This window comes from Microbacterium sp. DMC48 (assembly GCF_056313825.1).
This window is the reverse complement of the sequence record NZ_JBQUZN010000003.1, coordinates 66,731-92,470: the sequence shown is the minus strand read 5'-3', so window position 1 is coordinate 92,470 and position 25,740 is coordinate 66,731. Positions and strand designations below refer to the sequence as shown.

Sequence of the window (25,740 nt, the reverse complement as noted above, 5' to 3'; positions counted from 1 at the left end):
CGAGGTGTCCCGGGCGCGGCAGATGCGCTCATGCGGCTTGACTTCGAGTGCACTCGAAGTTCTACCGTGGGGACATGACCCTGCTCCCCGTCCCCGCGCGCGAGGGCGTCTCGATCGCCGAGGCCGCCGCCGCCACCGACGTCTCGACGCACACCCTGCGCTACTACGAGCGCGAGGGGCTCATGCTGACGCCGATCGACCGCGCCTCCTCCTCGCACCGTCGCTACTCGGATGCCGACATCTCCTGGGTGCGCTTCCTGACGCGGCTGCGCCTCACGGGCATGCCGATCGCCGGCATCCGCGCGTACACCGAACTCGTGCGCAGCGGCGAGTCGACCATCGCCCAACGGCGGGAGCTGCTGGTCGCGCATCGTGAACGCGTGCGCGCACAGCTCGACGAGATCACCGCGAGCCTGCGGGCCATCGACCACAAGATCGACATCTATGACAAGGAGATCGCACACTCATGAAGACCACCACTCTGGGAAGCGCCACCCCCATCGAGGTCAGCCGCCTCGGTCTCGGCCTGATGGGAATCAGCGCCTTCTACACCGGCGCCGGACAGGACGATGCGGATGGTGCACGCACCATCCTCGGGGCCCTGGATCGCGGCGTCACCTTCCTCGACACGGCGGAGATGTACGGTCCGTACACGAATGAGGAACTGCTGGGCACGACGCTCGCCGACGCCGGACGCCGCGACGAGGTCGTCATCGCCACGAAGTTCGGCACGGTTCGCCACACCGCGGGCGGTGAGCGCGGATTGGACGGAACTGCGGCCAACGTGCGCCTGGCCGTCGAGGGGTCGCTGCAGCGTCTGCGCACCGACCGCATCGACATCTACTATCAGCACCGGATGGATCCGTCGACCCCCATCGAAGAGACCGTCGGCGCGCTGGCCGAACTGATCGCCGAGGGCAAGATCCGCGGCTACGGACTGTCGGAGGCGTCGGTCGCGACGATCCGTCGTGCGCACGCGGTTCATCCCGTCACCGCGGTGCAGACGGAGTACTCGCTCTGGACCCGTGACCCCGAGGCGGAGCTGCTTCCGACGCTGTCCGAGCTGGGCATCGGGTTCGTGCCGTACTCGCCGCTGGGCCGCGGATTCCTCACGGGCACCATCCGCTCGCTGGACGTGCTCGACGACAACGACTTCCGCAAGAGCAACCCGCGCTTCGCCGACGGCGCGCTGCAGGCGAACCTCGCGATCGTCGACGCCGTCGAGAAGGTCGCCGCGGATGCCGGCGCCACCCCCGCTCAGGTGGCGCTGGCGTGGCTGCTGGCCCAGGGGGAGCACATCGCGCCGATCCCCGGCACGCGAAAGCTCACCCGCGTCGAGGAGAACATCGCAGCGGTCGACCTGGTGCTGACGCAGGAGCAGCTGGCCGCGCTGGCCGCCGTCGGCTCTCCGGTCGGCGACCGCTACGCCGACATGTCGACCGTCAACCGCTGACCGTCGAGGTGCCCTTCGTCGCGGCCTCGGCCTCGGCGGAGGGCACCCGTCTGTGCGGTGTACGCCGTGTACACCGGATGCACGTCGTCGTCGCGGGTAGGCTCGACCGCGACCACCCGAGGCGACGACCCAAAAGGACTGCACTCATGGCACCTGCCGCAACGACGCGCACCGAGACCGACTCCCTGGGATCGATGGAGATCCCCGCCGATGCCTACTGGGGCATCCACACCGCACGGGCGCTCGAGAACTTCCCGATCTCCATGCGCCCGATCTCCGTGTACAAGGACCTCGTGACCGCGCTCGCGATGGTCAAACAGGCTTCCGCCCGCGCGAACCTCGAGATCGGAGTGCTCGACGCCGAACGCGCCGATCTGATCGACCGCGCCGCCCAGCGGGTGATCGACGGAGAGTTCCACGACCAGTTCGTCGTCGGCGTGGTGCAGGGCGGTGCCGGCACCTCGACCAACATGAACGCGAACGAGGTCATCACCAACATCGCCCTCGAACTCGCCGGCCGTCCGAAGGGCGACTACGCCTATCTCTCGCCGATCGATCACACCAACCGCTCGCAGTCGACCAATGACGTCTACCCGACCGCGGTGAAGGTGGGGCTCAGTCTCGATCTGAAGACCCTCCTGGAGGAGCTGGACCTCCTGCGCCAATCGTTCCTCGCGAAGGCGGTCGAGTTCCACGACATCCTCAAGATCGGTCGCACCCAGCTGCAGGATGCCGTGCCCATGACCCTGGGCCAGGAGTTCCACGGGTTCGCGACGACCCTCGGCTACGACCACCAACGCCTGACCGAGAACGCGTACCTGCTGTTCGAGATCAACATGGGCGCCACGGCGATCGGCACCGGCATCACGACCCACCCCGGTTATGCGCCCGCCGTCCTACGCCACCTGCGGGAGATCACGGGCCTCGACCTGGCGACCGCCGACGATCTGGTGGAAGCCACGAGCGACACGGGGTCGTTCATGTCGTTCTCCTCGACCCTCAAGCGCAACGCGATCAAGCTCTCGAAGATCGCGAACGACCTGCGCCTGCTCTCCAGCGGTCCGCAAGCGGGCCTGGGGGAGATCAACCTGCCCGCGCGTCAGGCCGGATCGAGCATCATGCCCGGCAAGGTGAACCCGGTGATCCCCGAGGTCGTCAACCAGGTGGCGTTCTCCGTTGCCGGCGCCGACCTCACCGTCACGATGGCCGTCGAGGGCGGGCAGCTGCAGCTGAACGCGTTCGAGCCGATCATCGCCCACTCGATCTTCCAATCGATCACGTGGATGCGCCGCGCCATGCGCACCTTCCGGATCAACTGTGTCGACGGCATCACCGCGAACCGTGAGCGTCTGGGGGCGATGGTGGGCTCATCCGTCGGAGTGGTCACCGCGCTCACGCCGTTCATCGGCTACGCCGCCTCGGCAGCGCTCGCCAAGACCGCGCTGCTGACCCATCGCAACGTCGGCGACCTCGTCGTCGAGGCGGGGCTCATGACCCGCGACGAGGTCGACAAGCAGCTCTCTCCGGCGCGGCTGTCGGGCCTGGAGGCGATCACGCAGGCCATTCCCGTCGTACAGCCCGCCGAGAACCTCGTCGAGAGCTGACGAACCCTTTGCGCGAGACGCACGCGGGCCGATAGCGTCACTGTCAGCAACGCGCCGCACCGGCCGACCGAGGAGAGACGCATGACCGACCCCACTCAGCCCCCCGTGAATCCGCAGACGCCGCCGGCGGCACCGCCGGTCGCACCGCCGGCGTATCAGCAGGCCGGTTACCCGTCCGCTCCCGCCTACAACGGCGGCCCGGCGGCCTCCGGCTCCGTTCCGGGGCGCACGCTCGGCATCGTCGCCCTCGTTCTGGCCATCGTGCCGGTGGGGCTGCAGCTGATCGGTCTCATCCTCGGCATCGTCGCCCTGGTGCAGTCCAAGAAGGCGGGCGCGAAGAACGGCATGGCGGTCGCCGCCATCATCGTCAGCTCGGTGCTGATCGTCCTCGGCATCATCGTCGGCATCATCATCGCCGTCGTGCTTGCCAACACGGCCGGTGACCTGATCCAGTTCTGCGCGAACAACCCGAGCGGCATCTACGAGCTCAACGGCAAGACCATCACCTGCAACGGCGGCTGAGCCGCCCGCAGACGACGCCCCGGCGTCCGCGCGTGCGGATCGCCGGGGCGTCGTGCGTGTCAGTCCAGAATGCGGCAGTGAGTGGTGAGCTCACCGATGCCGTCGATTCCCACTGTCACGATCGAGCGATCGCGCAGGAAGATCTGCGGATCGCGAGAATACCCCGCCCCTCCCGGGCTTCCGGTCGAGATCAGGGTGCCGGGCAGCAGCGTCGCCGACTGCGACAGATGCGCGATCAGCGTTGCCACCGAGCGGATCATCTGTCCCGTCGAGGCGTCCTGCACGGTCTGACCGTCGACGACCGCCCAGATGTGCAGGTTCTGCGGATCGGCGATCTCGTCGGCGGTGACGACGAAGGGACCGTTGGGGGTGAAGCCGTCGAACGACTTGCAGCGTGACCACTGCGCTTCCGAGAACTGGATGTCGCGCGCGGTGATGTCATTGACCACCGTGTACCCCCAGACGTGGGCCAGCGCGTCCTCTGCGGCGACGTCTTTGGCGGGCGTACCGATCACAACCCCGAGTTCCGATTCGTAGTCGACCGACTCGCTGAGCGATCGCGGCCACGAGGTCGTGGCGTCGTGTCCGGACAGCGAGTTCGGCCAGAGCACGAACACGGTCGGAGCGGTGTCGGCCTTGAGGCCGAGCTCGCTGGAGTGCGCCGCGTAGTTCAAACCGACGGCCAGAACGATGGGCGGCGCGTCGACCGCGGGGCCGAATGTCAGGCCGTCCAGAGGGATGCCGTCGACATCGCGGGCAGCCTCGCGCACGCGAGCGAGGAGCTCGTCGCCCCCCTCGATCAGGGCCTGCAGCGTGCGCGGAGCCGCGTCGAACAGGTCCGCCACGGGGGCGATCCGTCCGGGTGCGACCACGACGACCAGCTGCGGATCGTCCGTTTCGGGCAGGAGGACGTGGGCGAAACGCATCCCTCCAGGGTAGTGCGGGGCGATGAACTCCGCAGGTTTTGGTGATTTCGGTCACCGCGCATCTGCCGTACAGATTCTGCCCACACACAGACTCAGCGCCCGGTGCCGCGGCGATGCCTGCGTGTCTCCCGGGCGCTGAGTTGGCCTGCATTCATTGTGTTCCGAGCTCTCGGAGGGTGTCAAGAGGGTGCCCGGCCCATCCGCGCATGCTTGGATGGAGGTATGACCGAAGAGCGCACCAAGCCCGAGTTCGACGCCCCCGCAGGACCTGCTCCCGCCGACCTCGTCATCCGCGACATCATCGTGGGTGACGGCGACGAGGCGAAGCCCGGCGACAACGTCACCGTGCACTACGCCGGCGTCGAGTACGAGTCCGGTGAGGAGTTCGACTCCTCGTGGGGTCGCGGCGAGTCGATCCAGTTCCCGCTGCGGGGACTGATCCAGGGATGGCAGGACGGCATTCCCGGCATGAAGGTGGGCGGACGTCGCGAGCTGATCATCCCGCCTCACCTCGCCTACGGCCCCGCCGGTGGTCACTTCCTCGGTGGCAAGACGCTGATCTTCATCATCGACCTGCTCAAGGTCGGCTGATCGGACGCTTTCGTGAGGAGGGGGTGGATGCCGCGGCATCCACCCCCTCCTCGTCTCTCCCGGATTGTTCCTCGAGAGTTTTTCCATGTGTGGGAATACATACGGATTCCGCGTGTTGACTAGCCGCAGACCGTTTCCCCGACGAAGGATGGCAGACATGACCGACACCACCACCGTTCCCGAGATCCCTGGCTACAAGGCCGGCACCTGGGTGCTCGACCCCGCGCACAGCGAGGTCACCTTCAGCCTCCGCCACATGATGATCTCGAAGGTGCGCGGCGTCTTCGGTCTCAAGAGCGCCACCATCGAGGCTCCGGAGAACCCGCTCGAGGCGAAGGTCAGCGCGACCGTCGACGTCGCCTCCATCAACACGAACGACGAGAACCGCGACAACCACCTGCGCAGCGCCGACTTCTTCGATGTGGCGCAGTTCCCGACGATCGAGTTCGTCTCCACCGGTGTCCGTTACCAGGACGGCGACTTCCTCGTCGACGGCGACCTCACGATCCACGGTGTCACCAAGCCGGTGACCTTCGAGCTCGAGTTCGGCGGCTTCGGCACCGACCCCTATGGGAACTACAAGGCCGGTGCCACTGCGACGGGCGTCATCAACCGCGAGGACTTCGGTCTGACGTGGAACGCGGCCCTCGAGACCGGCGGCGTGCTCGTCGGCAAGGACGTCACGATCACGCTCGACCTGCAGGGTTCGCTCCAGGCCTGAGTCCCTCCGTCCGACGGCGGTCGTTCCCGTTCCCGGGGAACGGCCGCCGTTGCGGCATTCGGAGTCGGTTCTGCGCGAGGAGGATGCCGAGGAAGACGATCCCGGCGCCGACCGGCTCGTGCCAGCCGATGCGTTCACCGAGGACGAGAAAGCCCAGCGCCACGCCCACGACCGGCGTGATGTACGTCACGGTCGACGCGGCCGTGGGCCCCCAGGCCCGCAGCGTGTTCTGGTTCCAGATGTAGGCCACGCCCGTGCCGAGGCAGCCCAGCAGCACCATGCTCACCACGATCCACGGGTCCAGCCGTACGGGCGTGAGGGCCACTGCCGGCGCCACGATCGTCATGATCACCGCGGCGATCCCGATGTTCACGAAAGAGAAGGCGAGAGGGCTCATGCCCGAGTTCGCGAGGAAGCGGCGCATGTACGCGAGGCTGAAGCCGTAGCACGCGGTCGCGCCGAGAAGGGCGAGCTGAGCGAGCAGGCTCTGCGTGAGGTCGAGGCCGGTCCACGGTGCGATGATCACCACCACCCCGCCGATGCCGAGGGCGATGCCCGCGATCTGCACCGGCTTCAGACGCTCCACGCGGAACACGAGCGCCGCCATGATCGCGGTCATGATCGGCGTCGTCGCGTTGTAGATGCTTCCGAGGCCCGACGACACGTGCTGCTCGGCCCACGAGAACAGCAGGAACGGCACGACGCAGAAGCTCACCGCGAGCACCGTCATATGGCCCCACACCCGCGCGTTCTCGCGGCCCAGACCGGGCAGTCGGTCGCGACGGACGAGGACGAAGGCGCCGAGCGTGGCCGCGCCCAGCACGAGACGCCCCCACGCGACCTGCGCGGGAGAGATGCCGCCGAGGGCGACCTTCATGAAGAGGAAGCTCGATCCCCAGATGATCCCCATCAGGACGAACTGGACGGCGATCGCCGCCGAGGACGGCCCCGGGCGGACCGGGGTGGGAGCGGGCGAGCGGGTCACGCGCCGACTCTAGCGGCGGCCACGGACGCCGTCGGCGCCCGTGGTATGCCACGTCCGAAACCCGCCGAAGCCTGGCAGGAATCGGTCGCGGCATCGAGCGTCAGGGATCGAGCGTCAGGGAACGGGGTTCTCGGCGTCGTAGCTGCGGAACCCCGGGTACAGGCGCGCGAGGGTCGCGACGATCGCGATGATCAGGATGCCGCCCACCAGCGGCGGGAACCACAGCGTGGTGATCGTGGCGAGCGTCCCCGCGTAGAGGGCTCCGATGCGGGGGCCGCCGGCCACGACGACGATGAAGATTCCCTGCAGCCGTCCCCGCACGGCATCCGGCACCGCAGCCTGCAGCATGGTGGAGCGGTAGATCGCGCTCACGTTGTCGGCGGCGCCGCCGACGGCCAGCGCCACGCAGGCGGCGACGATCATCGCGATGTTCGCGTGGTCGGCATCCACTGCATTCGGGGCGCCGACGCCGACCGCGGCGAGCACCAACGCGAGAGCGAAGGCGCCGATGGCCGCGCCGTACACCTCGACCGCGCGCGCGATGCCTCGTCCATGCCAGCGATATCCGCCGACGCGCCCGGAGAACAGGCTCGAGAGGAAGGCGCCGGCCGCGATCGCGGCGGTGAGGATGCCGGCCGTGACCGGCCCGCCCCCGAGCAGCACCATGCCGAGTGCCGGGAAGAGGGCGAGCGGCTGGCCGAAGGTCATCGCGACGATGTCCATCACGAACTGCAGGCGGATGTTCGGCGCGCGTTTCAGGAACGCGATCCCGTCCTTGAGCGACTCCAGTCCCGGGCGCACCGTCTCGCCCTCGGGGCGCATGGCGGGCAGCGTCCAGAGCCCGAGGAACAGGCTGAGCATGAGGATGACGTCGATGGAGTAGGTCCAGGCGTATCCGGTGGTCGCCACCAGGATCCCCGCCAGTGCGGGGCCGGCCATCACCATGATGCCCACCGTGACGCCCTGCAGGGCCGCTGCGGAGGGCAGCAGCTCGCGGGGGAGAAGGCGTGGGATGATCGCGGAGCGGCTCGCCATCACGATGGAGTTGGCGGCCGCGTTGACGACGCTGAGGACGTAGAGCGACCAGACCGCCTCCTGCTGCGTCCAGGCCAGAACGGCCAGCAGCAGCGTGGAGGCGAAGGTGACGGTCGCGGCCGTCAGAGCCACCGTGCGACGGTCGAAGGCGTCGGCGAGCATGCCGCCGTAGATGCCCGCGAGCACCATCGGCACCAAACCCGCCACGGCGATCATCGAGACGGCGAACGTCGACGATGTCAGTGCGTACATGTGCAGCATGACGGCCATGATCGTGAGCTGGCCGCCGAGCCCCGACAGCGTCGAGCCGATCCACAGTCGCGCGAACGCAGGGCTGTGCCGGAACGGCGTCAGATCGATCAGGTGGCTGCCGCTCATGCGTCCACCTCGACGCGCTTGTGACGCGAGGCGTGTCCGCGGAGGATCGTGACGTCGCGCGGCGCCACGCCGAAGTGATCGGCGAGTACGCGCGTCACCGCGTCGTTGGCTGCGCCGTCGACGGCGCGCTCGCGCACGAAGACCGTGAGGCCCTCGGCATCCTGCTCGACGAGGGGGCCCTTGCGGCTGCCGGGTTTGACGTGGACGGAGAACTGCACGCCTCGAGCCTAAGAGGATTGGCCCGGGCCGCGGCGCCGAGTTTCCGGGACGGGCTCGGCGCTGGTAGACTCCTGAGGTTGCCGTTCGATCGGCCGCGGATAAAGAGAGCCCACGCATCAGGCGTCGGGCGCCGCGCAACGAAGAGGAAGGGGATCACCTATGGCACTGGAAGCAGACGTCAAGAAGGCGATCATCGAAGAGTACGCGACGCACCCCGGTGACACCGGATCCCCCGAGGTGCAGGTCGCGATGCTGACGCAGCGCATCAAGGACCTCACCGAGCACCTCAAGGAGCACAAGCACGACCACCACTCGCGTCGTGGCCTGTTCCTGCTCGTCGGTCAGCGTCGTCGCCTGCTGGGTTACCTGCAGGACATCGACATCAACCGTTACCGCTCGCTCATCGAGCGTCTCGGTCTGCGCCGCTAAGGCTTCGCGCCCAGCGTTCAATCGCGCAAAACATTCTTGGAGAGCCTCCCCACGGTGTGGGGAGGCTCTCGTCATTCCACGGCATCGTGAGGCGCTGACGCCCGGCGCCGGCGTCAGGCGCGGGCGGCGAGCAGGTCGGCGTGCCAGCGCTCGGCGACGTCGGGATGCGCGCGCAGGCGCGACTTGAGGGCGTTCTCGCCGTAGAGGCTGTGAATCGGGTTCGTCGGGTCCTGCGTCACCCCGCGCGCCTGCGCGGCCATCTCCAGCGGCAGTTCGATGAGCGGCAGCCGCGCATCGAGGGCGGGGTTGAAGAAGAAGGGCACCGAGATGCGGTCGTCCGGATGCCGCGGCGAGACGACTCGGTGATTGGTGGCGATGAGATAGCCGCCGGTCGCGTACTCGAGCATCTCGCCGATGTTCACGACGAATGCTCCCGGCACGGGCGGCGCGTCGACCCATTCGCCGTCGCGCTCGACCTGGAGCCCCCCCTTGCCGGGCTCGACCCACAGCAGTGTGACGACGCCTGAGTCTTTGTGCGCACCCACGCCCTGCGCGGGCTCGGGGGAGGCCGAGCCGGGGTAGCGCACGATCTTCAGCAGCGTCGAGGGTTCTCCGAAGTGGTCGTCGAAGTATCCTTCCGAGGCGCCGAGGGCGAGCGCCCACGCGCGCAGCAGCTTTCGCGCGACGCCGGTGAGCTGCTCCTGCCACAGCGCGGCGACCTCGCGCAGTTCTGGCTGAGCCGCCGGCCAGAGGTTCGGGCCGATCAGTCGCGCGAAGTCGGGAGCGTCGGGGGCCGTGACCGCCTCCCGTTCCGGCCCGATGTCGATCTGCTCGCGCCAGTCGACCTTTCCCTGGGTGTGTTCCCCGCCCACCCGCGTGTACCCGCGGAAGTGCGGGCTCGTCACGTTCTCGATCGCGAGCTTGTCGGCTTCCGGCAAGGCGAAGAAGTCCCGCGCTGCGCGATGCAGGCGCTGTTCCAGCTCGGGGGTGACGCCGGTGCCGGTGAGATAGAAGAACCCGACGTCGTGCGTCGCCGATCGCAGCTCGTCGCGGAAGCGCGCTGCCGCCGCCGACCCCGCGTCCAGCAGCGAGAGGTCGAGCACGGGGAGAGTGGGATCGCTCATGAGGCGAGGGTAGACGTCCTGATGCCGGCGCCGGCGGCATGTTGCGTCCGGTTACCGGTGTGCGGGTCGGGAATAACCTGGACACCGCGGTGTTGTACGAGATACATTCACTTGCATGGAATGGATGCCGAGGCATCCGGAAGGCGAAGGACACCGTGAACGAGAAGAGCCCGCAGATGCAGTTCGGCATCTTCACCGTCAGCGACATCACGCAGGACCCCACCACGGGCCACACGCCGAGCGAGGCCGAGCGCATCCGCGCCACCGTGGAGATCGCGAAGCACGCCGAAGAGGTGGGCCTGGACGTCTTCGCGCTCGGCGAGCACCACAACCCGCCGTTCTGGTCGTCGTCGCCCACGACGACGCTGGCGTACATCGCCGCCCAGACCGAGCGGCTCATCGTCTCGACCTCGACGACGCTGATCACCACGAATGACCCCGTGAAGATCGCCGAGGACTACGCGATGCTGCAGCACCTCTCCGGTGGCCGCATGGACCTCATGCTCGGCCGCGGCAACACGGGGCCCGTCTACCCCTGGTTCGGCAAGGACATCCGTCAGGGCCTTCCGCTGTCGATCGAGAACTACGCGCTGCTGCACAAGCTGTGGCGTGAGGACGTCGTGGACTGGGAGGGTAAGTTCCGTACCTCGCTGCAGGGCTTCACCGCGACCCCGCGGCCCCTCGACGGCGTCGCGCCCTTCGTCTGGCACGGCTCGATCCGCACGCCCGAGATCGCGGAGCAGGCCGCGTATTACGGCGACGGCTTCTTTGCGAACAACATCTTCTGGCCGGCCGAGCACTACCAGCGCCTCATCGGTCTCTACCGCCAGCGCTGGGAGCACTACGGCCACGGCGCACCGGAGACGGCGATCGTGGGCCTGGGCGGCCAGGCGTTCATGGCGAAGAACTCGCAGGATGCCGTGAACCAGTTCCGTCCGTACTTCGACAACGCCCCGGTGTACGGCCACGGCCCGTCGATGGAGGACTTCACCGAGATGACGCCGCTGACCGTCGGCTCGCCGCAGCAGGTCATCGACCGCTACGCGGGGATGCGCGACATCTTCGGCGACTACCAGCGCCAGCTGTTCCTCATGGATCACGCCGGCCTGCCGCTGAAGACGGTGCTGGAGCAGCTCGACTTCCTCGGCGGCGAGGTCGTGCCGGTGCTGCGCAAGGAGTTCGCGAAGGACCGTCCCGAGAACGTGCCGGACGCCCCGACGCACGCCTCTCTGGTCCGCGCCGCCTACGGCGACGGACCCTCACGCCAGGCGACGCCGCGCGCCAACCGCGGTGACAACCTGAGCGGGCCCTCGCCCTACCAGGACGCCCCCGCCCCCGCCGGTGCCGCGTTCGGAGTGGGGGCGACCCGATGAGCGCGCGTCGCATCGCCGTGGTCTCGGCCGGCCTGTCGAATCCCTCGTCCACGCGCATGCTCGCCGACCGCCTGGCGGCGGCGACGGTCGCGGCGCTGGCTGAGCTGACGGGTCCTGACGGCGCGCCCATCCAGGCCACCGTCGACACGATCGAACTGCGCGATCTCGCACACGACATCACGAACAACCTCCTGACCGGCTTCGCTCCACCCGCGCTGGAGTCGGCCATCAACACGGTCGTGTCGGCTGACGCCCTCATCGTGGTCACCCCGATCTTCTCCACGAGCTACTCGGGGCTGTTCAAGTCGTTCATCGACGTGCTCGACCCCGACGCGCTCACGGGCAAGCCCGTGCTGATCGGCGCCAACGCCGGCACGGCGCGTCATTCGCTCGCGATCGACTACGCCATCCGCCCGCTGTTCGCCTACCTGCACGCCGAAGCCGTCTCGACGGGTGTGTTCGCGGCATCCAGCGACTGGGGCGCCGCGGCCGATCAGGTCGCGCCGCTGAGCTCGCGCGTCGAGCGCGGTGCCCGCGAACTGGCCGAGGCCGTCGCGCGCCGTCAGCCCGCCGGCAGCGACGACCCGTTCGACCCCGCGAACTACCTCGGAGAGGGACGTTCCTTCGGTCACCTGCTCGGCGGTCTCGCCGGGGAGTGACTCCTGACGACGCCCCCGATCACGCTCCGGCGCGGTCGGGGGCATCGCCGTCTCAGCCGGCTGCGGCCTCGGCGCGGGCGAGGGCGGATGCCGCGCGCACGAGAGCCAGGTGCGAGAGCGCCTGCGGGGTGTTGCCGGCCTGCCGCTCCTCGGCCACGTCGTACTCCTCGGACAGCAGGCCGACATCGTTCGCGCGGGCACAGGCGCGGTCCATGAGCGCCCGCGCGTCGGCGAGACGGCCGCTCGCCGCGTACTGCTCGACAAGCCAGAACGAACACGCCAGGAACGGGTTCTCCGTGCCTTCCAGCCCGTCCACCCCCGACTCGGTGCGATAGCGCAGCACGAGGCCGTCGACCATGAGGGTGCGCTCGATCTCGGCCACGGTGGCCAGCATGCGCGGGTCGTCCGCGGCGCAGAATCCGACCGTCGGAAGCAACAGGAGCGAGGCATCGACCGCGTCCGTCGCGGTGTGCTGCACGAAATGGCCTCGTGGGGAGACTCCGTGAGCGTCGATGTCGGCGCGCACCCGGTCGCGCAGCTGCTCCCAGTGCGCGTCGGGGCCGTGCAGACCGTGTTCGCGCACCGAGCGCACGCCGCGATCGAATGCCGCCCACACCATGGCCCGGGAGTGCACGAAAACCTGCGGCGCACCGCGGATCTCCCAGATGCCCTGATCGGGTTCGTCGATGCGCTCCTCGGCACGGCGCAGCAGCGCGCGCTCCAACGGCCACGAGATCGCCGACTGCTCGATGCCGGCCGCACGCGCGGCGAACAGGCACGTCATGACCTCACCGGTCACGTCGGCCTGGTACTGCTGCGCCGCACCGTTGCCGATCCGCACGGGCGCGGCACCCCCGTAACCGGGCAGGTCGCCGAGCTCCCGTTCGATGAGGTCGCGCTCGCCGGCGATGCCGTAGACGATCTGCAGGTCGGCCGGGTCGCCCGCGATCGCCCGCAGCAGCCAGCGCTGCCAGTGCGCCACGACGTGCGCGAAGCCCTGGCCGAGCAGCACCTCGATCGTCAGCGAAGCGTCTCGCAACCAGACGAAGCGGTAGTCCCAGTTGCGCTCGCCGCCGAACTGTTCGGGCAGCGACGTGGTGGGTGCGGCGATGATGCCGCCTGTGTCGCGGTGCGTGAGCGCGCGCAAGGTCAACAGCGAACGCACGACGACGTCGCGGTGCGGCCCGTGCACGTCGATGCGTTCGGCCCACGCGCTCCACCATTCGCGCGTGCACTGCAGGGCATCCTCGACGTCGAGCGGGGCGGGAACAGGGCGGTGCGAGGCATGCCAGGTGAGCGTGAGGTCGCGGTGCTCGCCGGCGGCGACGCTCAGCGTGCCGCGGTGCACGTGGTCGGTGGCCGTCAACGGTGCACCGCGCAGGGCCACGGCATCCGGTCCGGCGATCGCCGTCACCTCGGGGGCGTCGGCCGTCCCGGTCTGGCGCACCCACGGCAGCGCGCGGGCGTAGTCGAAGCGCAGCCGCACCTGCTGCTCGAACGCGACGCGGCCGCTGATGCCGACGACGCGGCGCACCAGGTCGACGCGGTGCACGACGTCGAGATGCCGGGGATCGACGGGCAGACAATCGTGCACCTCGGCCACGCCGTCCGCGCTCTCCCAGCGCGTGATGAGGGTGAAGGTGTCGCCGTCGTAGTGCCGTGTCGCCCGCGCGTCGGGATCGGCGGGCCGCAGCGCCCATCGTCCCTGATGGTCGTCGCCGAGGAGGGCGGCGAACACGGATGCCGAATCGAACCGCGGCAGGCACAGCCAGTCGATCGATCCGTCGCGCGAGACCAGCGCCGCCGTGCGGCAGCTGCTCAGGAGCGCGTAGTCCTCGATGGGCGTGGGGGAAGAGATCCGGCCCGCGTATGCATCTGCCACGGAATGATTCTGCCCCCTCGCCGCCCCGCACCGGGCGACATAGGGTGTGCACATGGCGGACGTGTCGACACTGGTGATCATCGGGGCAAGCGGCGATCTGACGCAGCGACTGCTGCTGCCGGCGCTCGCCGATCTGCTGCGAGGACAACCGCAACGGCAGCTGCATCTGGTCGGTGTCGGTCGCACCGAGATCAGCGACGCGCAGTGGCGGCGACGTGTGCGGACCGCGTTCCGGGAAGCCGGAGCGGACGATGCCTTCTCCGCTGTCGCATCGACGCCGTTCATCACGGCCGACGCGACGACCGCCGCGGGCCTGCGCGCGGTGATCGGCGCCGTCCCGGAGGGGCGGCTCGTGCTGTACTTCGCCGTGCCGCCCGCTGCGGCGGCGGCCGCCTGCGCGGCGCTGTCTCCGGCCGATCTGCCCGAGGGGACGATCCTCGCGTTGGAGAAGCCGTTCGGTGAGGACGAAGCCAGCGCGCGTGAACTCAATGCGGTACTGCTGAAGCTGCTGCCCGAGGAGCAGGTCTTCCGCGTCGATCACTTCCTCGGACGCTCCACCGTTCTCGACGTGCTCGGCGCCCGGTTCGCGAACCGGCTTCTGGAGCCCATCTGGTCAGCGGAGCACATCGAGCGGGTCGAGATCCGCTTCGACGAGACCCTCGGGTTGGAGGGGCGTGCGGGCTTCTACGATCACGCCGGGGCACTCGTCGACATGATCCAAAGCCATCTGCTGCAGGTGATGGCCGTCGTCGCGATGGAGCCCCCCGCGGCCCTCACCGCGACGGACGTGCGTGACGCCACCGCGGCGGTGCTGCGGGCGACGCACGTCTGGGACGACAACGCCGTGCGCTCCTCGCACCGCGCGCGCTACACGGCCGGCACGGCGGGCGAGGAACGGATGCCGTCGTACGTCGACGAGCCGGGCGTCGATCCCGCGCGGGAGACCGAGACGCTCGCCCAGGTGCGCGTCGAGGTGCGAAACGCCCGGTGGGCGGGCGTGCCGTTCACCCTGCGCTCCGGGAAGGCCCTGGCCGCCAAGCGGGCAGAGGTCGACGTCGTCCTGCGTCCCGTGCGCCACCTGCCGCTGGGGTTCACCGGCGATGCGAGCGGTGCCGTCCTGCGCTTCGGACTCGGGCCGGACAAGCTCACGATGGAGATCTCGGTCAATGGGGGTGACGAGCCGTTCGCCCTGCACCGTGCGACGCTCGAGGCCGACCTCGGCCTCGGCACGCACGCCGCGTACACGGAGGTTCTCGCCGCGATCCTCGACGGCGACGCCATGCTGGCCGTGCGCGGCGACGCCGCCGAGGAGTGCTGGCGCATCATCCAGCCCGTCCGCGACGCGTGGCGGCGCGGCGACGTGCCCATGGACGACTACCCTGCCGGATCGGACGGTCCCGACGGGTGGGGCGTTTCCTGAGTCATCTCCAGCGGTACTCGGTCTCCGGCCGTCCGCGCGTGCCGTAGCGGGGCGCGCGCTCGACACAGCCGGCCTCGGCGAGGTGCTCGAGGTAGCGCCGGGCTGCCACGCGCGACATTCCCAAGGCGTCGGCGGCTTCGGTCGCCGACAGTCCGCCGCCGTCGCGGACGGCCTGGGACACCCGTTCCAGCGACGCGGGGGACAGCCCCTTTGGCAGCTCGATCGTGCCCGTCGGACGCAGCGCCCCCAGCATCGCGTCGATCTCGGACTGGGTCGCCGCCCCCGATGTCGCGCGGGCGCGCTCGCGATATGCGCGATATTGGTCCATCCGGTCGTGGAAGGTCGCGAAGGTGAACGGCTTGACGAGGTACTGCGCCGCGCCGAGGGCGACCACCTGACGGACGATGTCGGCGTCGCGTACCGAGGTGATCGCGATGACGTCGACGTCGGCGGCGCGTGCGCGCACGTGGCGCAGGACGTCCAGGCCCGAGCCGTCGGGCATGGTCATGTCCAAAAGGACGAGGTCGATGCGCTCCCGGTCGGACGCGTCCAGAATCGCCGAGACTGCGGCCCGCGCGCCCGCGCACTCGGCGACCACCTCGAAACCGTCGACCCGCTCGATGTACGAGCGGTGCAGCTCGAGCGTCAGCGCCTCGTCGTCGACGAGCAGGACGCCGATCATGACCGCACCGTCGGCAGGACGACGCGGAACGTCGTCGGGGAGATCTCGACGGTGACCGTTCCGCCGATCTCGTCGATGACGGCACGCACCAGCGCCAGCCCGACGCCCCGACCGTCGCTGCCGGCCGGTTTTGTCGAGAATCCTCGCTCGAACATTCGTGCACGCACCTCCTCGTCGGGGCCGTCCCCGGAGTCGGAGACAGTGAGCAGCAGTTCGTCCTCCGCCGTGCGCGACATGTGCACGCGCACCCACCTCGGCGCCGGACCGCTCGCGGCAGCGTCCAGGGCGTTGTCGATGAGGTTGCCGACCAGCGCGACCGCGTCGATCGGGCTGAGCAGCGAGCGGGGAGCGTCGGGGGCGATGTCGGTCGACCAGTCGATCCCGCGTTCCATCGCCTGCGAGGCTTTGCCGAGCAGCAGCGCCCCGACGGTGGGATCGCCCTCGGTGCGGGCCGCGACCTGGTCCACCAGCGCCTGACTCTGACGCGCCGAATCCGTCAGGATGCCGATCGCATCATCCGTGCGTCCCAGTTCGATGAGTGCGACGGCAGCGTGCATGCGATTGCCGTGCTCGTGCGTCTGTGCGCGCAGGGCCTCGCCGAGCGTGCGCATCGACTCCGCGGATGCCAGGGTGTCGCGGATGGCGCCGGCGGGGAGGTCGCCGGCGACCAACCGCGTCGCGCGGCGGGCGAGCACCGCGCCGGCGAGCCCGGCGCCGACGAGCACGAGGCCGACGGCGGCGACCACGAGCAGCCGCGGCACCACTTGCGCGGTGACCGTTCGGATCGTCACGCCGACCGAGACCCAGCCGACGAGGCGTCCGTCCGCCTCCACCGGCATGATCGTGCGCAGCGACGGTCCGAGGGTCCCGCTGAACTCTTCGGTGAGGGCTGTCGGGGTGTTCGGGATGGTGCCGATGTAGCGCTTTCCGATCTGCGCCGGGTCGCGGTGCGTCACGCGGATGCCGTCGGCATCCATGATCGTGACGAAGTCGACACCCGCGTCCGACATGACCGCCGTCGCCATCGGCTGCAGCGCCTGGCTGGCGGTGACGTCGTCGCCCTGCGCGAGAGCCGTGGAGACCTCCTCCAGGTCGGCGAGGGTAGCCGACACCGCCTGCGTCACACGCTCGGCCTCGGCGCGTGCCGTGCGCTGCGCCTCCAGCACCAGCAGTCCGGCGGTGGCCAGAGCCAGCACGAGAGCGGCGCCGGCCAGCCACAGGAAGATCCGGGACGCGGCGCTGCGTCCGATTCTTCGGGTCATGGCGTCCTCGGCGGTCGATGGCGGGTCGTCGGCCGTCCCGACGGGTATCGGAGCGGCCGCCGGGACCAATACGACCACAAGTGAACCACGAGGCAGCCGACGCTGCACTCTGTGCGTGTGGCCGCCAGCGTCGGCGCCACCCGAACAACGACCCGTTCACACCTGGAGGCGGACATGGCCCTCACATCATCTTTCAAGCTCCCCGGCTACAACTGGCGCCGCGGCAAGAGCTCGTGGGACAAGCACACCTGGCTCTACGTGGCGGTGATCATCGCGGTGGTCCTGGGCGCGGTGGTCGGCCTCGTCTGGCCGGAGTTCGCGAAGGGGCTCGAGCCGGTCGGCAAGGCCTTCGTGAACCTCATCAAGATGATGATCGCACCGATCATCTTCTGCACCATCGTCGTCGGGGTGGGATCGATCGCGAAAGCGGCGACGGTCGGCAAGATCGGGGGCCTCGCACTGCTCTACTTCCTCGTGATGTCGACCTTCGCCCTCGCGATCGGCCTCGTGGTCGGCAACATCATCCACCCGGGTGAAGGGCTGAACATGGCCGGTGCCACGTACGACGCCGGCAAGTCCGGAGAGGCCACCGACACCGTGAGCTTCCTCCTCGGGATCATCCCCACGACGTTCTTCAGCGCCTTCACCGGCCCGAGCGTCCTGCAGGTGCTCTTCATCGCGCTGTTGGTGGGCTTCGCCCTGCAGCAGCTCGGAAAGAAGGGCGAGCCGATCATGTTCGCGGTCAAGCAGCTGCAGGTGCTGGTGTTCCGCATCCTCGGAATGATCCTCTGGCTCGCTCCGATCGGCGCCTTCGGCGCGATCGCGGCGGTCGTCGGCAAGACCGGCGTCTCGGCCATCGTGAGCCTCGGCATCCTGATGATCGCCTTCTACATCACGTGCGCGGTGTTCATCATCGGCGTGCTCGGGTCGCTGCTGTACGCGGTCACCCGGGTCAACATCTTCAGCCTCATCAAGTACCTCGCGCGCGAGTACCTGCTCATCATCGGCACCAGCTCCTCCGAGTCGGCTCTGCCGCGTCTGATCGGAAAGATGGAGCACATCGGTGTGTCCAAGCCCGTCGTGGGCATCACCGTGCCCACCGGCTACTCCTTCAACCTCGACGGCACCGCGATCTACCTGACGATGGCGTCGCTGTTCATCGCGACGGGGATGGGGATGCCGATGTCGATCCCCGAGCAGATCGGCCTGCTGGTGTTCATGATCATCGCCTCCAAGGGCGCCGCGGGCGTCACCGGTGCGGGCCTGGCGACCCTCGCCGGCGGTCTGCAGGCGTTCCGCCCCGATCTGGTCAACGGTGTCGGGGTCATCGTCGGCATCGACCGCTTCATGTCCGAGGGTCGCGCGGTCACCAACTTCACCGGCAACGCGGTGGCCACTCTCCTCATCGGCACCTGGACGAAGCAGATCGACCGTGACCGCGTGCGCGATGTGCTCGCCGGCCGCATCCCCTTCGACGAGGCCACCCTCACCGGCGACGGTCACGATGGCATGTCGACCGACACCGCGGCGGTCGGCACCCAGGGGCTGGAGGAGGCGGCGATCGCCGAAGCCGAGGCGAAGCAGGAGCGTGCCCGCGAGCGCGCCGGGGTCCGCTGACCCGAACCGCCTACGACGGCGCCGCGCCCCCGATCACGCGTCGGGGGTGCGGCGCCGTTGTGCGCGGGCCACGATCGCGTCCGCCGCCGCGCCGAGCACGATCGCCACGACGACCGAGGCGATGACCGCGGCGACGGTGCCGCCCGGGATCAGTGCGGCGACGGCCGCCCCCAGCAGGGCCTGATAGAGCGCCCACGCGCTCGCCGCCGGCGCCGCCAGCAGCAGGTATCGCCGCATCGGCATCCGCGAGGCGCCCGCGACGAGATTCACGGCGAGGCGGGCGAACGGGATGAAGCGGGCCGTGAACATCAACGTCGCGCCGCGGCGGTGCAAGGCGGTACGCGCCCCGCCGAGAGCCGCTGCCACTCTCGGACCGCGCATCCAGCGCCATCGTTCGAGGCCCGCGGTGCGGCCGACGAGGTAGCAGCCGAGGTCTCCGGTCAGTGCGGCTGCCGCCGCGACGACGATGACGGCGGCGAGTGGGGGAGAGCCTTCCGCGACGGCGAGCGCCCCGAGCGTCGTGACGGCGGCTTCGCCGGGGATGACGACGAGGAAGGCGTCGCCGACGACGAGGGCGGCCATCGCGGGGAGGGCCCAGGGACTCTGGGCGAGGGCCTGCAGCCACGCGTCGGTCACGCCTTCGGAATAGCACGCCGTCATGAACGCGCGGGGAACGGCGCGTGCGACGGTGACGTCGGGATGGCCGCCGCGGGACCGTTCGGCGAACACTGCGTTCCCGAGGCCGATTCGGCCCCGTCGCACGCGCTGCAGCCGCAACGCTGGACCCATGAGAGTCGCGTTCGTCGCCGAGTCGTTCCTGCCTCATATGAACGGGGTCACCGGTTCGGTGCTGCAGTCGGTCCGCCATCTCACCGCGAGCGGGCACGAGGTCCTCGTCGTCGCCCCGGGCGCTCCGGGCGCGCGCTCTGACCAGCAGACGCGTCTGCTGCCCTCGATGCCGCTGCCGGGCTACCCACAGGTCCGCGTGGCGCTCGGGCGCACCGGAACCCTGGCCGGCATCCTGCGCGACTACCGTCCCGACGTCGTGCACCTCGCCTCGCCGTTCGTGCTGGGCTGGCGTGCCGTTGCAGCGGCGGCGAGCCTGGACCTGCCGACCGTGGCGGTCTACCAGACCGACGTCATCGCCTACGCCAGAAAGTACGGTCTGCCGCGGGCGACGGCCCTCACCGCGGCGCACGTCGCCCGCTTGCATGCGCGTGCGACTCTCACCCTCGCCCCGTCGTCGTCGGCGCTGGCGCAGCTGCACGAGCTCGGCGTCGATCGCACCCGCCTGTGGGGTCGCGGCGTCGACACCGAGCGTTTCCACCCCGACCGCCGCAGTGACGCGTGGCGCCACTGGATCGCTCCCGGCGAGGTCATCGTCGGCTATGTCGGGCGCCTCGCCCCCGAGAAGCAGGTGGAGGATCTGGCCGCGATCGCCCGGATGCCGGGCGTGCGGCTGGTCATCGTCGGCGACGGGCCCGCGCGTGCACGGCTGGAGCGCACGCTGCCGGGCGCGGTGTTCCTCGGCCACCTCTCGGGTCTGGAGCTCGCCCAGGCGATGGCCGGCTTCGACGTCTTCGTGCACCCGGGGGAGAGCGAGACGTTCGGTCAGACGATCCAGGAGGCGCACGCCAGCGGGGTTCCCGTGGTGGCCACCGGACGTGGCGGCCCCGTCGACCTGGTCCGCTCCAGCGTGGACGGCTGGCTCTACCGGCCCGGTGACCTCGACGATCTGCGTGAGCGCGTGCGGGACCTCGTCGGAGACGTGACCAAGCGGCGCGCCTTCGGTGCGGCGGCGCGCGCCGGCGTCGAAGGACGCACCTGGCCGGCACTCGTCGACGTGCTCCACGGCTACTACCTCGAGGCGCAGCAGCTGCATGCCGCCGACGCGGCGCGCACACCGGGGCCGCACCCGGCATCCCTCGCGCCCGCGCCCTCACCCCGGTCGTGGAGCCGTGTCGTGGCGCTCGGCGACTCGCTCACCGAGGGCCTGTGCGACACGTCACGGATGCCCGAAGGCCAGTACCGCGGTTGGGCCGACCGTCTGGCGACGCTCCTTGCACAGCGGTCGTCGTCGACGGTGCGCTACGCGAACCTCGCCGTCCGCAGCCGCCGAGTGGGGGATCTCCTCGACGAGCAGCTGCCACGGGCTCTCGAGCTCGCGCCGGATCTGACCACCGTGCTGATCGGCGCGAACGACCTCGTGTCGCATCGCGCCGATCCCGACGCGCTCGCCGATCGCCTGGACGACGCCGTCGGCGCGCTGCGGGCCGCCGGCAGCGACGTGCTGCTCGTGACACCGTTTCTTCCCGCTCGTCGCGCATCGGGTCTGTTCGCGCGCCGGTTCGCCCGTTTCGCCGAGCGGCTGCGCGAGACGGCGTCGGCCCACGGGGCGTTCCTGCTCGACCTCGACAGCGATCCGGACGTCGGGGAACTCGAGAAGTGGGCGCACGACAAGGTGCACCTGAGCTCGCGGGGCCACCGTTTCGTCTCGTACCGCGCCGCGGAGGTGCTCGGGCTGCCCGATGTGGAAACGCTCGGGGCGCTCGATGCCGCCCTGCACGCGGAAGAGGACCGTCCGGTTTCCGGGACCTGGCTGCTGCGCGACGCTCTGCCCTGGGTCTGGCGGCGCCTGCGCGGACGCACAGCGGGCGACGAGATCACCGCAAAGCACACCGACTACATCGAACTGCCGGCCGGAGGATCCACCGCGCGCACGCGCGCGGCGCAGCCGTGAGGAGCGAACGTCAGCCGCTCTTGCGTCGGAACTCCCGCTTCGTGACCGCGCCGTGGGTGCCGTGCACCGCGGAGTCGCCGTCGAGGTGGGCCTCGCCGGTGCGACGCTGCGCGTTCTTCTTGTCGAGCGCCTCCTTGAACTTGCGCTTCATCTCCTCGGATGCCGTCGTGTCGTCGGTGCTCATGGCATCAACCATACGCACGCCGAGGTGCGACTGATAGGGTTGAGCAGGTTGCCGTGGATCTTCCGCGGCATCCGGAGCAGGCCGGCAGGAAGCTGGTCCCCTGTGGTGGGTTCCCGTTCGACACGATCCGATGCGAACGGTGGCTTTCTACTGGTGGCCAGCGCTGATCGTCCCGGCGGCGCCGCACGCGGAGCCGCCGCGCGTCTGGATCTGCCTGTTCCTGCTCCTTCGCACGATCTCGTGCGCGAAACGCGCGCGCGAGTCTAAACAAAGAAGGAGAGACCTCTTGGAAGGTCCAGAAATCACCGCCGCCGAAGCCGTTCTCGACAACGGCCGATTCGGCACCCGCACGATCCGGTTCGAGACCGGACGACTGGCGCAGCAGGCACAGGGTGCCGTCGCCGCCTACCTCGACGAAGAGACCATGCTGCTGTCGGCCACGAGCGCGGGCAAGCACCCGCGTGAGGGCTTCGACTTCTTCCCGCTGACCGTCGACGTCGAAGAGCGTTCGTACGCGGCCGGCAAGATCCCGGGATCGTTCTTCCGCCGCGAGGGCCGTCCCTCCACCGAGGCGATCCTCGTGTGCCGGCTCATCGACCGGCCGCTGCGCCCGTCGTTCGTGGATGGCCTGCGCAACGAGGTCCAGATCGTCGTCACCGTCCTGAGCATCGCCCCGGGCGAGTTCTACGACGCGCTGGCGATCAACGCGGCATCGCTGTCGACGCAGATCTCCGGCCTGCCGTTCTCCGGCCCTATCGCCGGTGTCCGCCTCGCGCTTATCCCGGGCCACGGCGAGCACGCCGACCAGTGGGTCGCGTTCCCGACGGCCGCTCAGGTCGAGGAGGCCGTATTCGACCTGATGGTCGCCGGTCGCGTCCTCGAGGACGGCGACGTCGCGATCATGATGGTCGAGGCGGAGGCCACCGAGAACAGCTGGAACCTCATCAAGGCCGGCGCGGTCAAGCCCAGCGAGGAGATCGTCGCGCAGGGTCTGGAGGCATCCAAGCCCTTCATCAAGGAGCTCGTCGCGGCGCAGAACGTCGTCGCGAACACCGCCGCCAAGGAGATCCAGCCCTACCCGGTCTTCCCGGCGTACGCGAAGGAGACCTACGACTTCGTCGCCGGTCGCGCCTACGACCGCCTCGTGCCGGTGTACCAGATCGCCGACAAGATCGAGCGCCAGAACGCCGACGACGCCGTGAAGGACGACGTCAAGGCGCAGCTGGTCGCCGCCGTCGAGGCGGGCGAGCTGCCGGAGAGCGCACTGGCCGAGTTCGGCGGCGCCTACAAGTCGGTCACCAAGCTCATCGTGCGCAGCCGCATCCTCACCGAGGGTGTGCGCATCGACGGCCGTGGCCTGGCGGACATCCGTCCGCTGGATGCCGAGGTGCAGGTCATCCCGCGCGTGCACGGTTCGGCGATCTTCCAGCGCGGCGAGACCCAGATCCTGGGTGTCACCACGCTGAACATGCTGAAGATGGAGCAGCAGATCGACTCGCTGTCGCCCACGACCAGCAAGCGGTACATGCACCACTACAACTTCCCGCCGTACTCGACCGGTGAGACCGGCCGCGTGGGCTCGCCGAAGCGTCGTGAGATCGGGCACGGCTTCCTCGCCGAGCGCGCCCTCGTGCCGGTGCTGCCCAGCCGCGAGGAGTTCCCCTACGCGATCCGTCAGGTCTCCGAGGCTCTCGGCTCCAACGGCTCGACGTCGATGGGCTCGGTCTGTGCCTCGACGCTGTCGCTGCTCAACGCGGGCGTGCCGCTGCGCGCCCCCGTGGCCGGCATCGCGATGGGCCTCGTCTCCGACCAGGTCGACGGCCAGACCCGCTATGCGGCGCTGACCGACATCCTCGGCGCCGAGGATGCCCTCGGCGACATGGACTTCAAGGTCGCAGGCACGAGCGAGTTCGTCACGGCGATCCAGCTCGACACGAAGCTCGACGGCATCCCGTCGTCGGTGCTCACGGCCGCGCTGACGCAGGCCAAGGACGCGCGCATGACGATCCTGAACGTCCTCAACGCCGCCATCGACGGACCGGACGAGATGGCGCCGACCGCGCCGCGCGTCATCAGCGTGCAGATCCCCGTCGACAAGATCGGTGAGCTGATCGGCCCGAAGGGCAAGACGATCAACGCGATCCAGGACGAGACCGGCGCGCAGATCTCCATCGAGGAGGACGGCACCGTCTACATCGGCGCGACCGATGGCCCGTCGGCGGAGGCCGCGCGCGCTCAGGTCAACGCGATCGCCAACCCCACCAACCCGGAGGTGGGCGAGCAGTTCCTCGGAACCGTCGTCAAGCTCGCGGCGTTCGGTGCCTTCATCTCGCTGCTGCCCGGCAAGGACGGCCTGCTGCACATCAGTGAGGTGCGCAAGCTCGCCGGTGGCAAGCGCGTCGAGAACGTCGAAGACGTGCTCGGCGTCGGCCAGAAGCTGCTCGTCAAGATCACCAAGATCGACGACCGCGGCAAGCTGTCCCTCGAGCCGGTGCTCGAAGAGGCCGCCGACCAGGAAGGCCGTGCGGCGGCCAGCGAAGGCCCGGAGGCTCCCGCCGAAGGCTGAGTGCTTCGTCGCCCGGCGCTGAGGGATCCACCCTGAGCGTGCCGCGGCGGCGACCCGGACACGGATGCCCGCTTCCTCCCGTCTCGGAGGGGCGGGCATCCGTTCGTTCATCCGGTGTCCACCGGATGGGGGACACCGCCCCCGCGCACAGCGACGCCGTGACGCAAGCGTTATGGAATGTTTACCGTTCGTTGGGCTCAATGCGCGGACCGTACCCGCGTCTGCCCTACCCTCGGAACTACGCATCGGGGGGTGGGTAGACAAGAAGAGCGACACCGCATCCGCGGTTCGTGAAGGGGGTGAACGGATGGGTTACTTCGGTATCGGCGCGACACCGACGGCCGTCAGAACCGCGCCGCCCGCGCATCCCTCCGCTCCCATTCCCGTTCAGGGGGCACCCGTGGGAGCCGGCATCCGCGTTCCGCTCGGCGAGTCCGGGCTTGAGGTCTTTCCGTTCCTCCTCGGTGCCGCCGAGTTCGGCTGGCATGTCGATCTCACCGCCGCGCACGCGATTCTCGACGCGTACCACGCGCGTGGTGGCAACGCGGTGCACACGTCCGACGGATATGCGGCGGGGCGCAGCGAGCACATCGTCGGGCAGTGGCTGCAGCGCCGCGGCATCCGCGACGACATCGTCGTCGCCGTTCGTGTCGGAGCCAACCCCGACCACCCCGGGCTCGGACCGGTGAACCTCATCCGCGCGGTCGAGGCGTCGCTGACGCGCCTGCACACGGACCGGATCGACCTGCTCTACCTCGACGCGCTGTCGGATGACGCGACAACCCTCGAAGACACCCTGGCGACGGTGGAATGGCTGATCGAGTCGGGAAAGGTGCGCGCCGTGGGAGCCTACGGCCACACGGCCGCCCAGCTGGTCGAAGCCCGGATTCTCGCATCGGCGGGTTACCCCCGCCTCACGGTGCTGGACGTCCCGTACAACATCCTTCGGCAGTCCGAGTTCGATGGCGATCTGCGTCTCGTGGCCAGCGCGCAGGGTATCGCCGTGACGCCCTCGCAGGCGCTCGAGCACGGCTATCTCGCCGGTGTGCACCGCGACCGTGCGCAGGTCGCGTATTCGGTACGCGGCATCCAATTGGCTGCGGCGATGAACCGGCGCGGATCGCGTACGCTGCGTGCGCTGGACCGGATCGGTGACGAACTGTCGGTGCCGCCGTCCGCCGTCGCCATCGCTTGGCTGCTGGCGCAGCGCGCGGTGGTCGCCCCCATCGTGAACGTCTTTGCCGTGGCCCACGTCGAAGAACTCGTGCAGGGTGTGGGCGCGCGGCTCAGTCGCTCCCACCTGGGCGAGATCTCGCGCGCCACGCAGTAGAGGCGGCGCGGCGTCCCGTGTCAAGACCCGGGTCGACG

24 protein-coding genes are annotated in these 25,740 nt (G+C 69.5%); 14 read left to right on the top strand and 10 right to left on the bottom strand.

The genetic code is table 11. The features are described from left to right. The first annotated feature begins 74 nt into the window (after positions 1-74). From ACT53O_RS00495 to ACT53O_RS00480, 4 genes are all read left to right on the top strand, one after another. A complete protein-coding gene (locus ACT53O_RS00495) occupies positions 75-470 on the top strand; it encodes a MerR family transcriptional regulator (protein ID WP_039414645.1) in 396 nt (131 codons plus the stop codon). Next, entirely contained in the window at positions 467-1,453 is a 987-nt protein-coding gene (locus ACT53O_RS00490) for an aldo/keto reductase (protein WP_476150913.1), read from the top strand. Before ACT53O_RS00495 ends, ACT53O_RS00490 begins: the two co-directional genes overlap by 4 nt. A 146-nt stretch (positions 1,454-1,599) precedes the next feature. Further along, entirely contained in the window at positions 1,600-3,057 is a 1,458-nt protein-coding gene (locus ACT53O_RS00485) for an aspartate ammonia-lyase (protein ID WP_036315616.1), read from the top strand. An 81-nt stretch (positions 3,058-3,138) separates the two neighbouring features. Then, positions 3,139-3,579 carry a DUF4190 domain-containing protein gene (locus ACT53O_RS00480; protein ID WP_039414649.1) on the top strand — a complete coding sequence of 147 codons (441 nt, stop codon included), beginning with the start codon at positions 3,139-3,141 and terminating at the stop codon, positions 3,577-3,579. A gap of 59 nt (positions 3,580-3,638) precedes the next feature. Here the strand turns inward: ACT53O_RS00480 and ACT53O_RS00475 are convergent, their stop codons facing one another. Next, complete coding sequence (locus ACT53O_RS00475) at positions 3,639-4,505, bottom strand: fumarylacetoacetate hydrolase family protein (protein ID WP_036315621.1); 867 nt, start codon at positions 4,503-4,505, stop codon at positions 3,639-3,641. A 222-nt stretch (positions 4,506-4,727) separates the two neighbouring features. Between ACT53O_RS00475 and ACT53O_RS00470 the strand changes: the two genes are divergently transcribed. Beyond that, complete coding sequence (locus tag ACT53O_RS00470) at positions 4,728-5,096, top strand: FKBP-type peptidyl-prolyl cis-trans isomerase (RefSeq protein ID WP_135948361.1); 369 nt, start codon at positions 4,728-4,730, stop codon at positions 5,094-5,096. 157 nt (positions 5,097-5,253) lie between these two features. After that, entirely contained in the window at positions 5,254-5,817 is a 564-nt protein-coding gene (locus ACT53O_RS00465) for a YceI family protein (protein ID WP_135948360.1), read from the top strand. Here ACT53O_RS00465 and ACT53O_RS00460 read toward each other — a convergent pair. The 3 genes from ACT53O_RS00460 to ACT53O_RS00450 form a co-directional block, all read right to left on the bottom strand. Further along, positions 5,783-6,802, bottom strand: a complete 1,020-nt coding sequence (locus tag ACT53O_RS00460) for a DMT family transporter (protein WP_476150910.1) — start codon at positions 6,800-6,802, stop codon at positions 5,783-5,785. The two genes, ACT53O_RS00465 and ACT53O_RS00460, sit on opposite strands and share 35 nt — an antisense overlap. 114 nt (positions 6,803-6,916) lie before the next feature. Next, the gene (locus tag ACT53O_RS00455) at positions 6,917-8,215 is read right to left on the bottom strand and encodes an MFS transporter (RefSeq protein WP_294982070.1); all 1,299 of its coding nucleotides are present in this window, start codon (positions 8,213-8,215) and stop codon (positions 6,917-6,919) included. After that, positions 8,212-8,433, bottom strand: a complete 222-nt coding sequence (locus ACT53O_RS00450; RefSeq protein WP_036287653.1) for a DUF167 domain-containing protein — start codon at positions 8,431-8,433, stop codon at positions 8,212-8,214. The genes ACT53O_RS00455 and ACT53O_RS00450 overlap by 4 nt, the downstream gene beginning before the upstream one ends. A 160-nt stretch (positions 8,434-8,593) precedes the next feature. On the opposite strand from ACT53O_RS00450, the gene rpsO reads away from it, so the two are divergent. Beyond that, a complete protein-coding gene (gene rpsO, locus ACT53O_RS00445; RefSeq protein ID WP_005048780.1) occupies positions 8,594-8,863 on the top strand; it encodes a 30S ribosomal protein S15 in 270 nt (89 codons plus the stop codon). A 113-nt stretch (positions 8,864-8,976) separates the two neighbouring features. Here the strand turns inward: rpsO and ACT53O_RS00440 are convergent, their stop codons facing one another. Continuing rightward, positions 8,977-9,987: an isopenicillin N synthase family dioxygenase gene (locus ACT53O_RS00440; RefSeq protein WP_476150906.1), complete on the bottom strand. Its 1,011-nt coding sequence runs from the start codon at positions 9,985-9,987 to the stop codon at positions 8,977-8,979. Positions 9,988-10,163: 176 nt separating this feature from the next. On the opposite strand from ACT53O_RS00440, the gene ACT53O_RS00435 reads away from it, so the two are divergent. Continuing rightward, positions 10,164-11,360 (top strand): LLM class flavin-dependent oxidoreductase, encoded by a 1,197-nt coding sequence (locus ACT53O_RS00435; RefSeq protein ID WP_187289899.1) that lies wholly within the window; start codon positions 10,164-10,166, stop codon positions 11,358-11,360. Then, complete coding sequence (locus ACT53O_RS00430; RefSeq protein ID WP_036287646.1) at positions 11,357-12,019, top strand: CE1759 family FMN reductase; 663 nt, start codon at positions 11,357-11,359, stop codon at positions 12,017-12,019. Before ACT53O_RS00435 ends, ACT53O_RS00430 begins: the two co-directional genes overlap by 4 nt. Positions 12,020-12,071: 52 nt before the next feature. On the opposite strand, the gene ACT53O_RS00425 is transcribed toward ACT53O_RS00430, so the two are convergent. Then, complete coding sequence (locus tag ACT53O_RS00425) at positions 12,072-13,901, bottom strand: glycoside hydrolase family 15 protein (RefSeq protein ID WP_476150904.1); 1,830 nt, start codon at positions 13,899-13,901, stop codon at positions 12,072-12,074. Positions 13,902-13,953: 52 nt separating this feature from the next. Between ACT53O_RS00425 and ACT53O_RS00420 the strand changes: the two genes are divergently transcribed. Next, positions 13,954-15,321 carry a glucose-6-phosphate dehydrogenase gene (locus tag ACT53O_RS00420; protein WP_295775150.1) on the top strand — a complete coding sequence of 456 codons (1,368 nt, stop codon included), beginning with the start codon at positions 13,954-13,956 and terminating at the stop codon, positions 15,319-15,321. A 1-nt stretch (position 15,322) separates the two neighbouring features. On the opposite strand, the gene ACT53O_RS00415 is transcribed toward ACT53O_RS00420, so the two are convergent. After that, entirely contained in the window at positions 15,323-16,003 is a 681-nt protein-coding gene (locus ACT53O_RS00415) for a response regulator (RefSeq protein WP_476150901.1), read from the bottom strand. Beyond that, entirely contained in the window at positions 16,000-17,265 is a 1,266-nt protein-coding gene (locus tag ACT53O_RS00410; RefSeq protein ID WP_476150899.1) for a sensor histidine kinase, read from the bottom strand. The genes ACT53O_RS00415 and ACT53O_RS00410 overlap by 4 nt, the downstream gene beginning before the upstream one ends. Positions 17,266-17,439: 174 nt before the next feature. Here ACT53O_RS00410 and ACT53O_RS00405 point away from each other — a divergent pair, with 174 nt between their 5' ends. Beyond that, positions 17,440-18,882, top strand: a complete 1,443-nt coding sequence (locus ACT53O_RS00405) for a cation:dicarboxylate symporter family transporter (protein WP_036320258.1) — start codon at positions 17,440-17,442, stop codon at positions 18,880-18,882. A gap of 33 nt (positions 18,883-18,915) precedes the next feature. Here ACT53O_RS00405 and ACT53O_RS00400 read toward each other — a convergent pair whose 3' ends face one another. Next, positions 18,916-19,518 (bottom strand): DedA family protein, encoded by a 603-nt coding sequence (locus ACT53O_RS00400; RefSeq protein WP_476150897.1) that lies wholly within the window; start codon positions 19,516-19,518, stop codon positions 18,916-18,918. 151 nt (positions 19,519-19,669) lie between these two features. Between ACT53O_RS00400 and ACT53O_RS00395 the strand changes: the two genes are divergently transcribed. Continuing rightward, positions 19,670-21,622 carry a GDSL-type esterase/lipase family protein gene (locus ACT53O_RS00395; protein WP_476150895.1) on the top strand — a complete coding sequence of 651 codons (1,953 nt, stop codon included), beginning with the start codon at positions 19,670-19,672 and terminating at the stop codon, positions 21,620-21,622. Positions 21,623-21,632: 10 nt separating this feature from the next. Here the strand turns inward: ACT53O_RS00395 and ACT53O_RS00390 are convergent, their stop codons facing one another. Next, complete coding sequence (locus ACT53O_RS00390) at positions 21,633-21,806, bottom strand: DUF5302 domain-containing protein (protein ID WP_162722461.1); 174 nt, start codon at positions 21,804-21,806, stop codon at positions 21,633-21,635. Between the two features lie 286 nt (positions 21,807-22,092). On the opposite strand from ACT53O_RS00390, the gene ACT53O_RS00385 reads away from it, so the two are divergent. Then, positions 22,093-24,372 (top strand): polyribonucleotide nucleotidyltransferase, encoded by a 2,280-nt coding sequence (locus ACT53O_RS00385; protein WP_112932719.1) that lies wholly within the window; start codon positions 22,093-22,095, stop codon positions 24,370-24,372. A 307-nt stretch (positions 24,373-24,679) separates the two neighbouring features. After that, positions 24,680-25,702 carry an aldo/keto reductase gene (locus tag ACT53O_RS00380; protein WP_204946800.1) on the top strand — a complete coding sequence of 341 codons (1,023 nt, stop codon included), beginning with the start codon at positions 24,680-24,682 and terminating at the stop codon, positions 25,700-25,702. Positions 25,703-25,740: the final 38 nt, after the last annotated feature.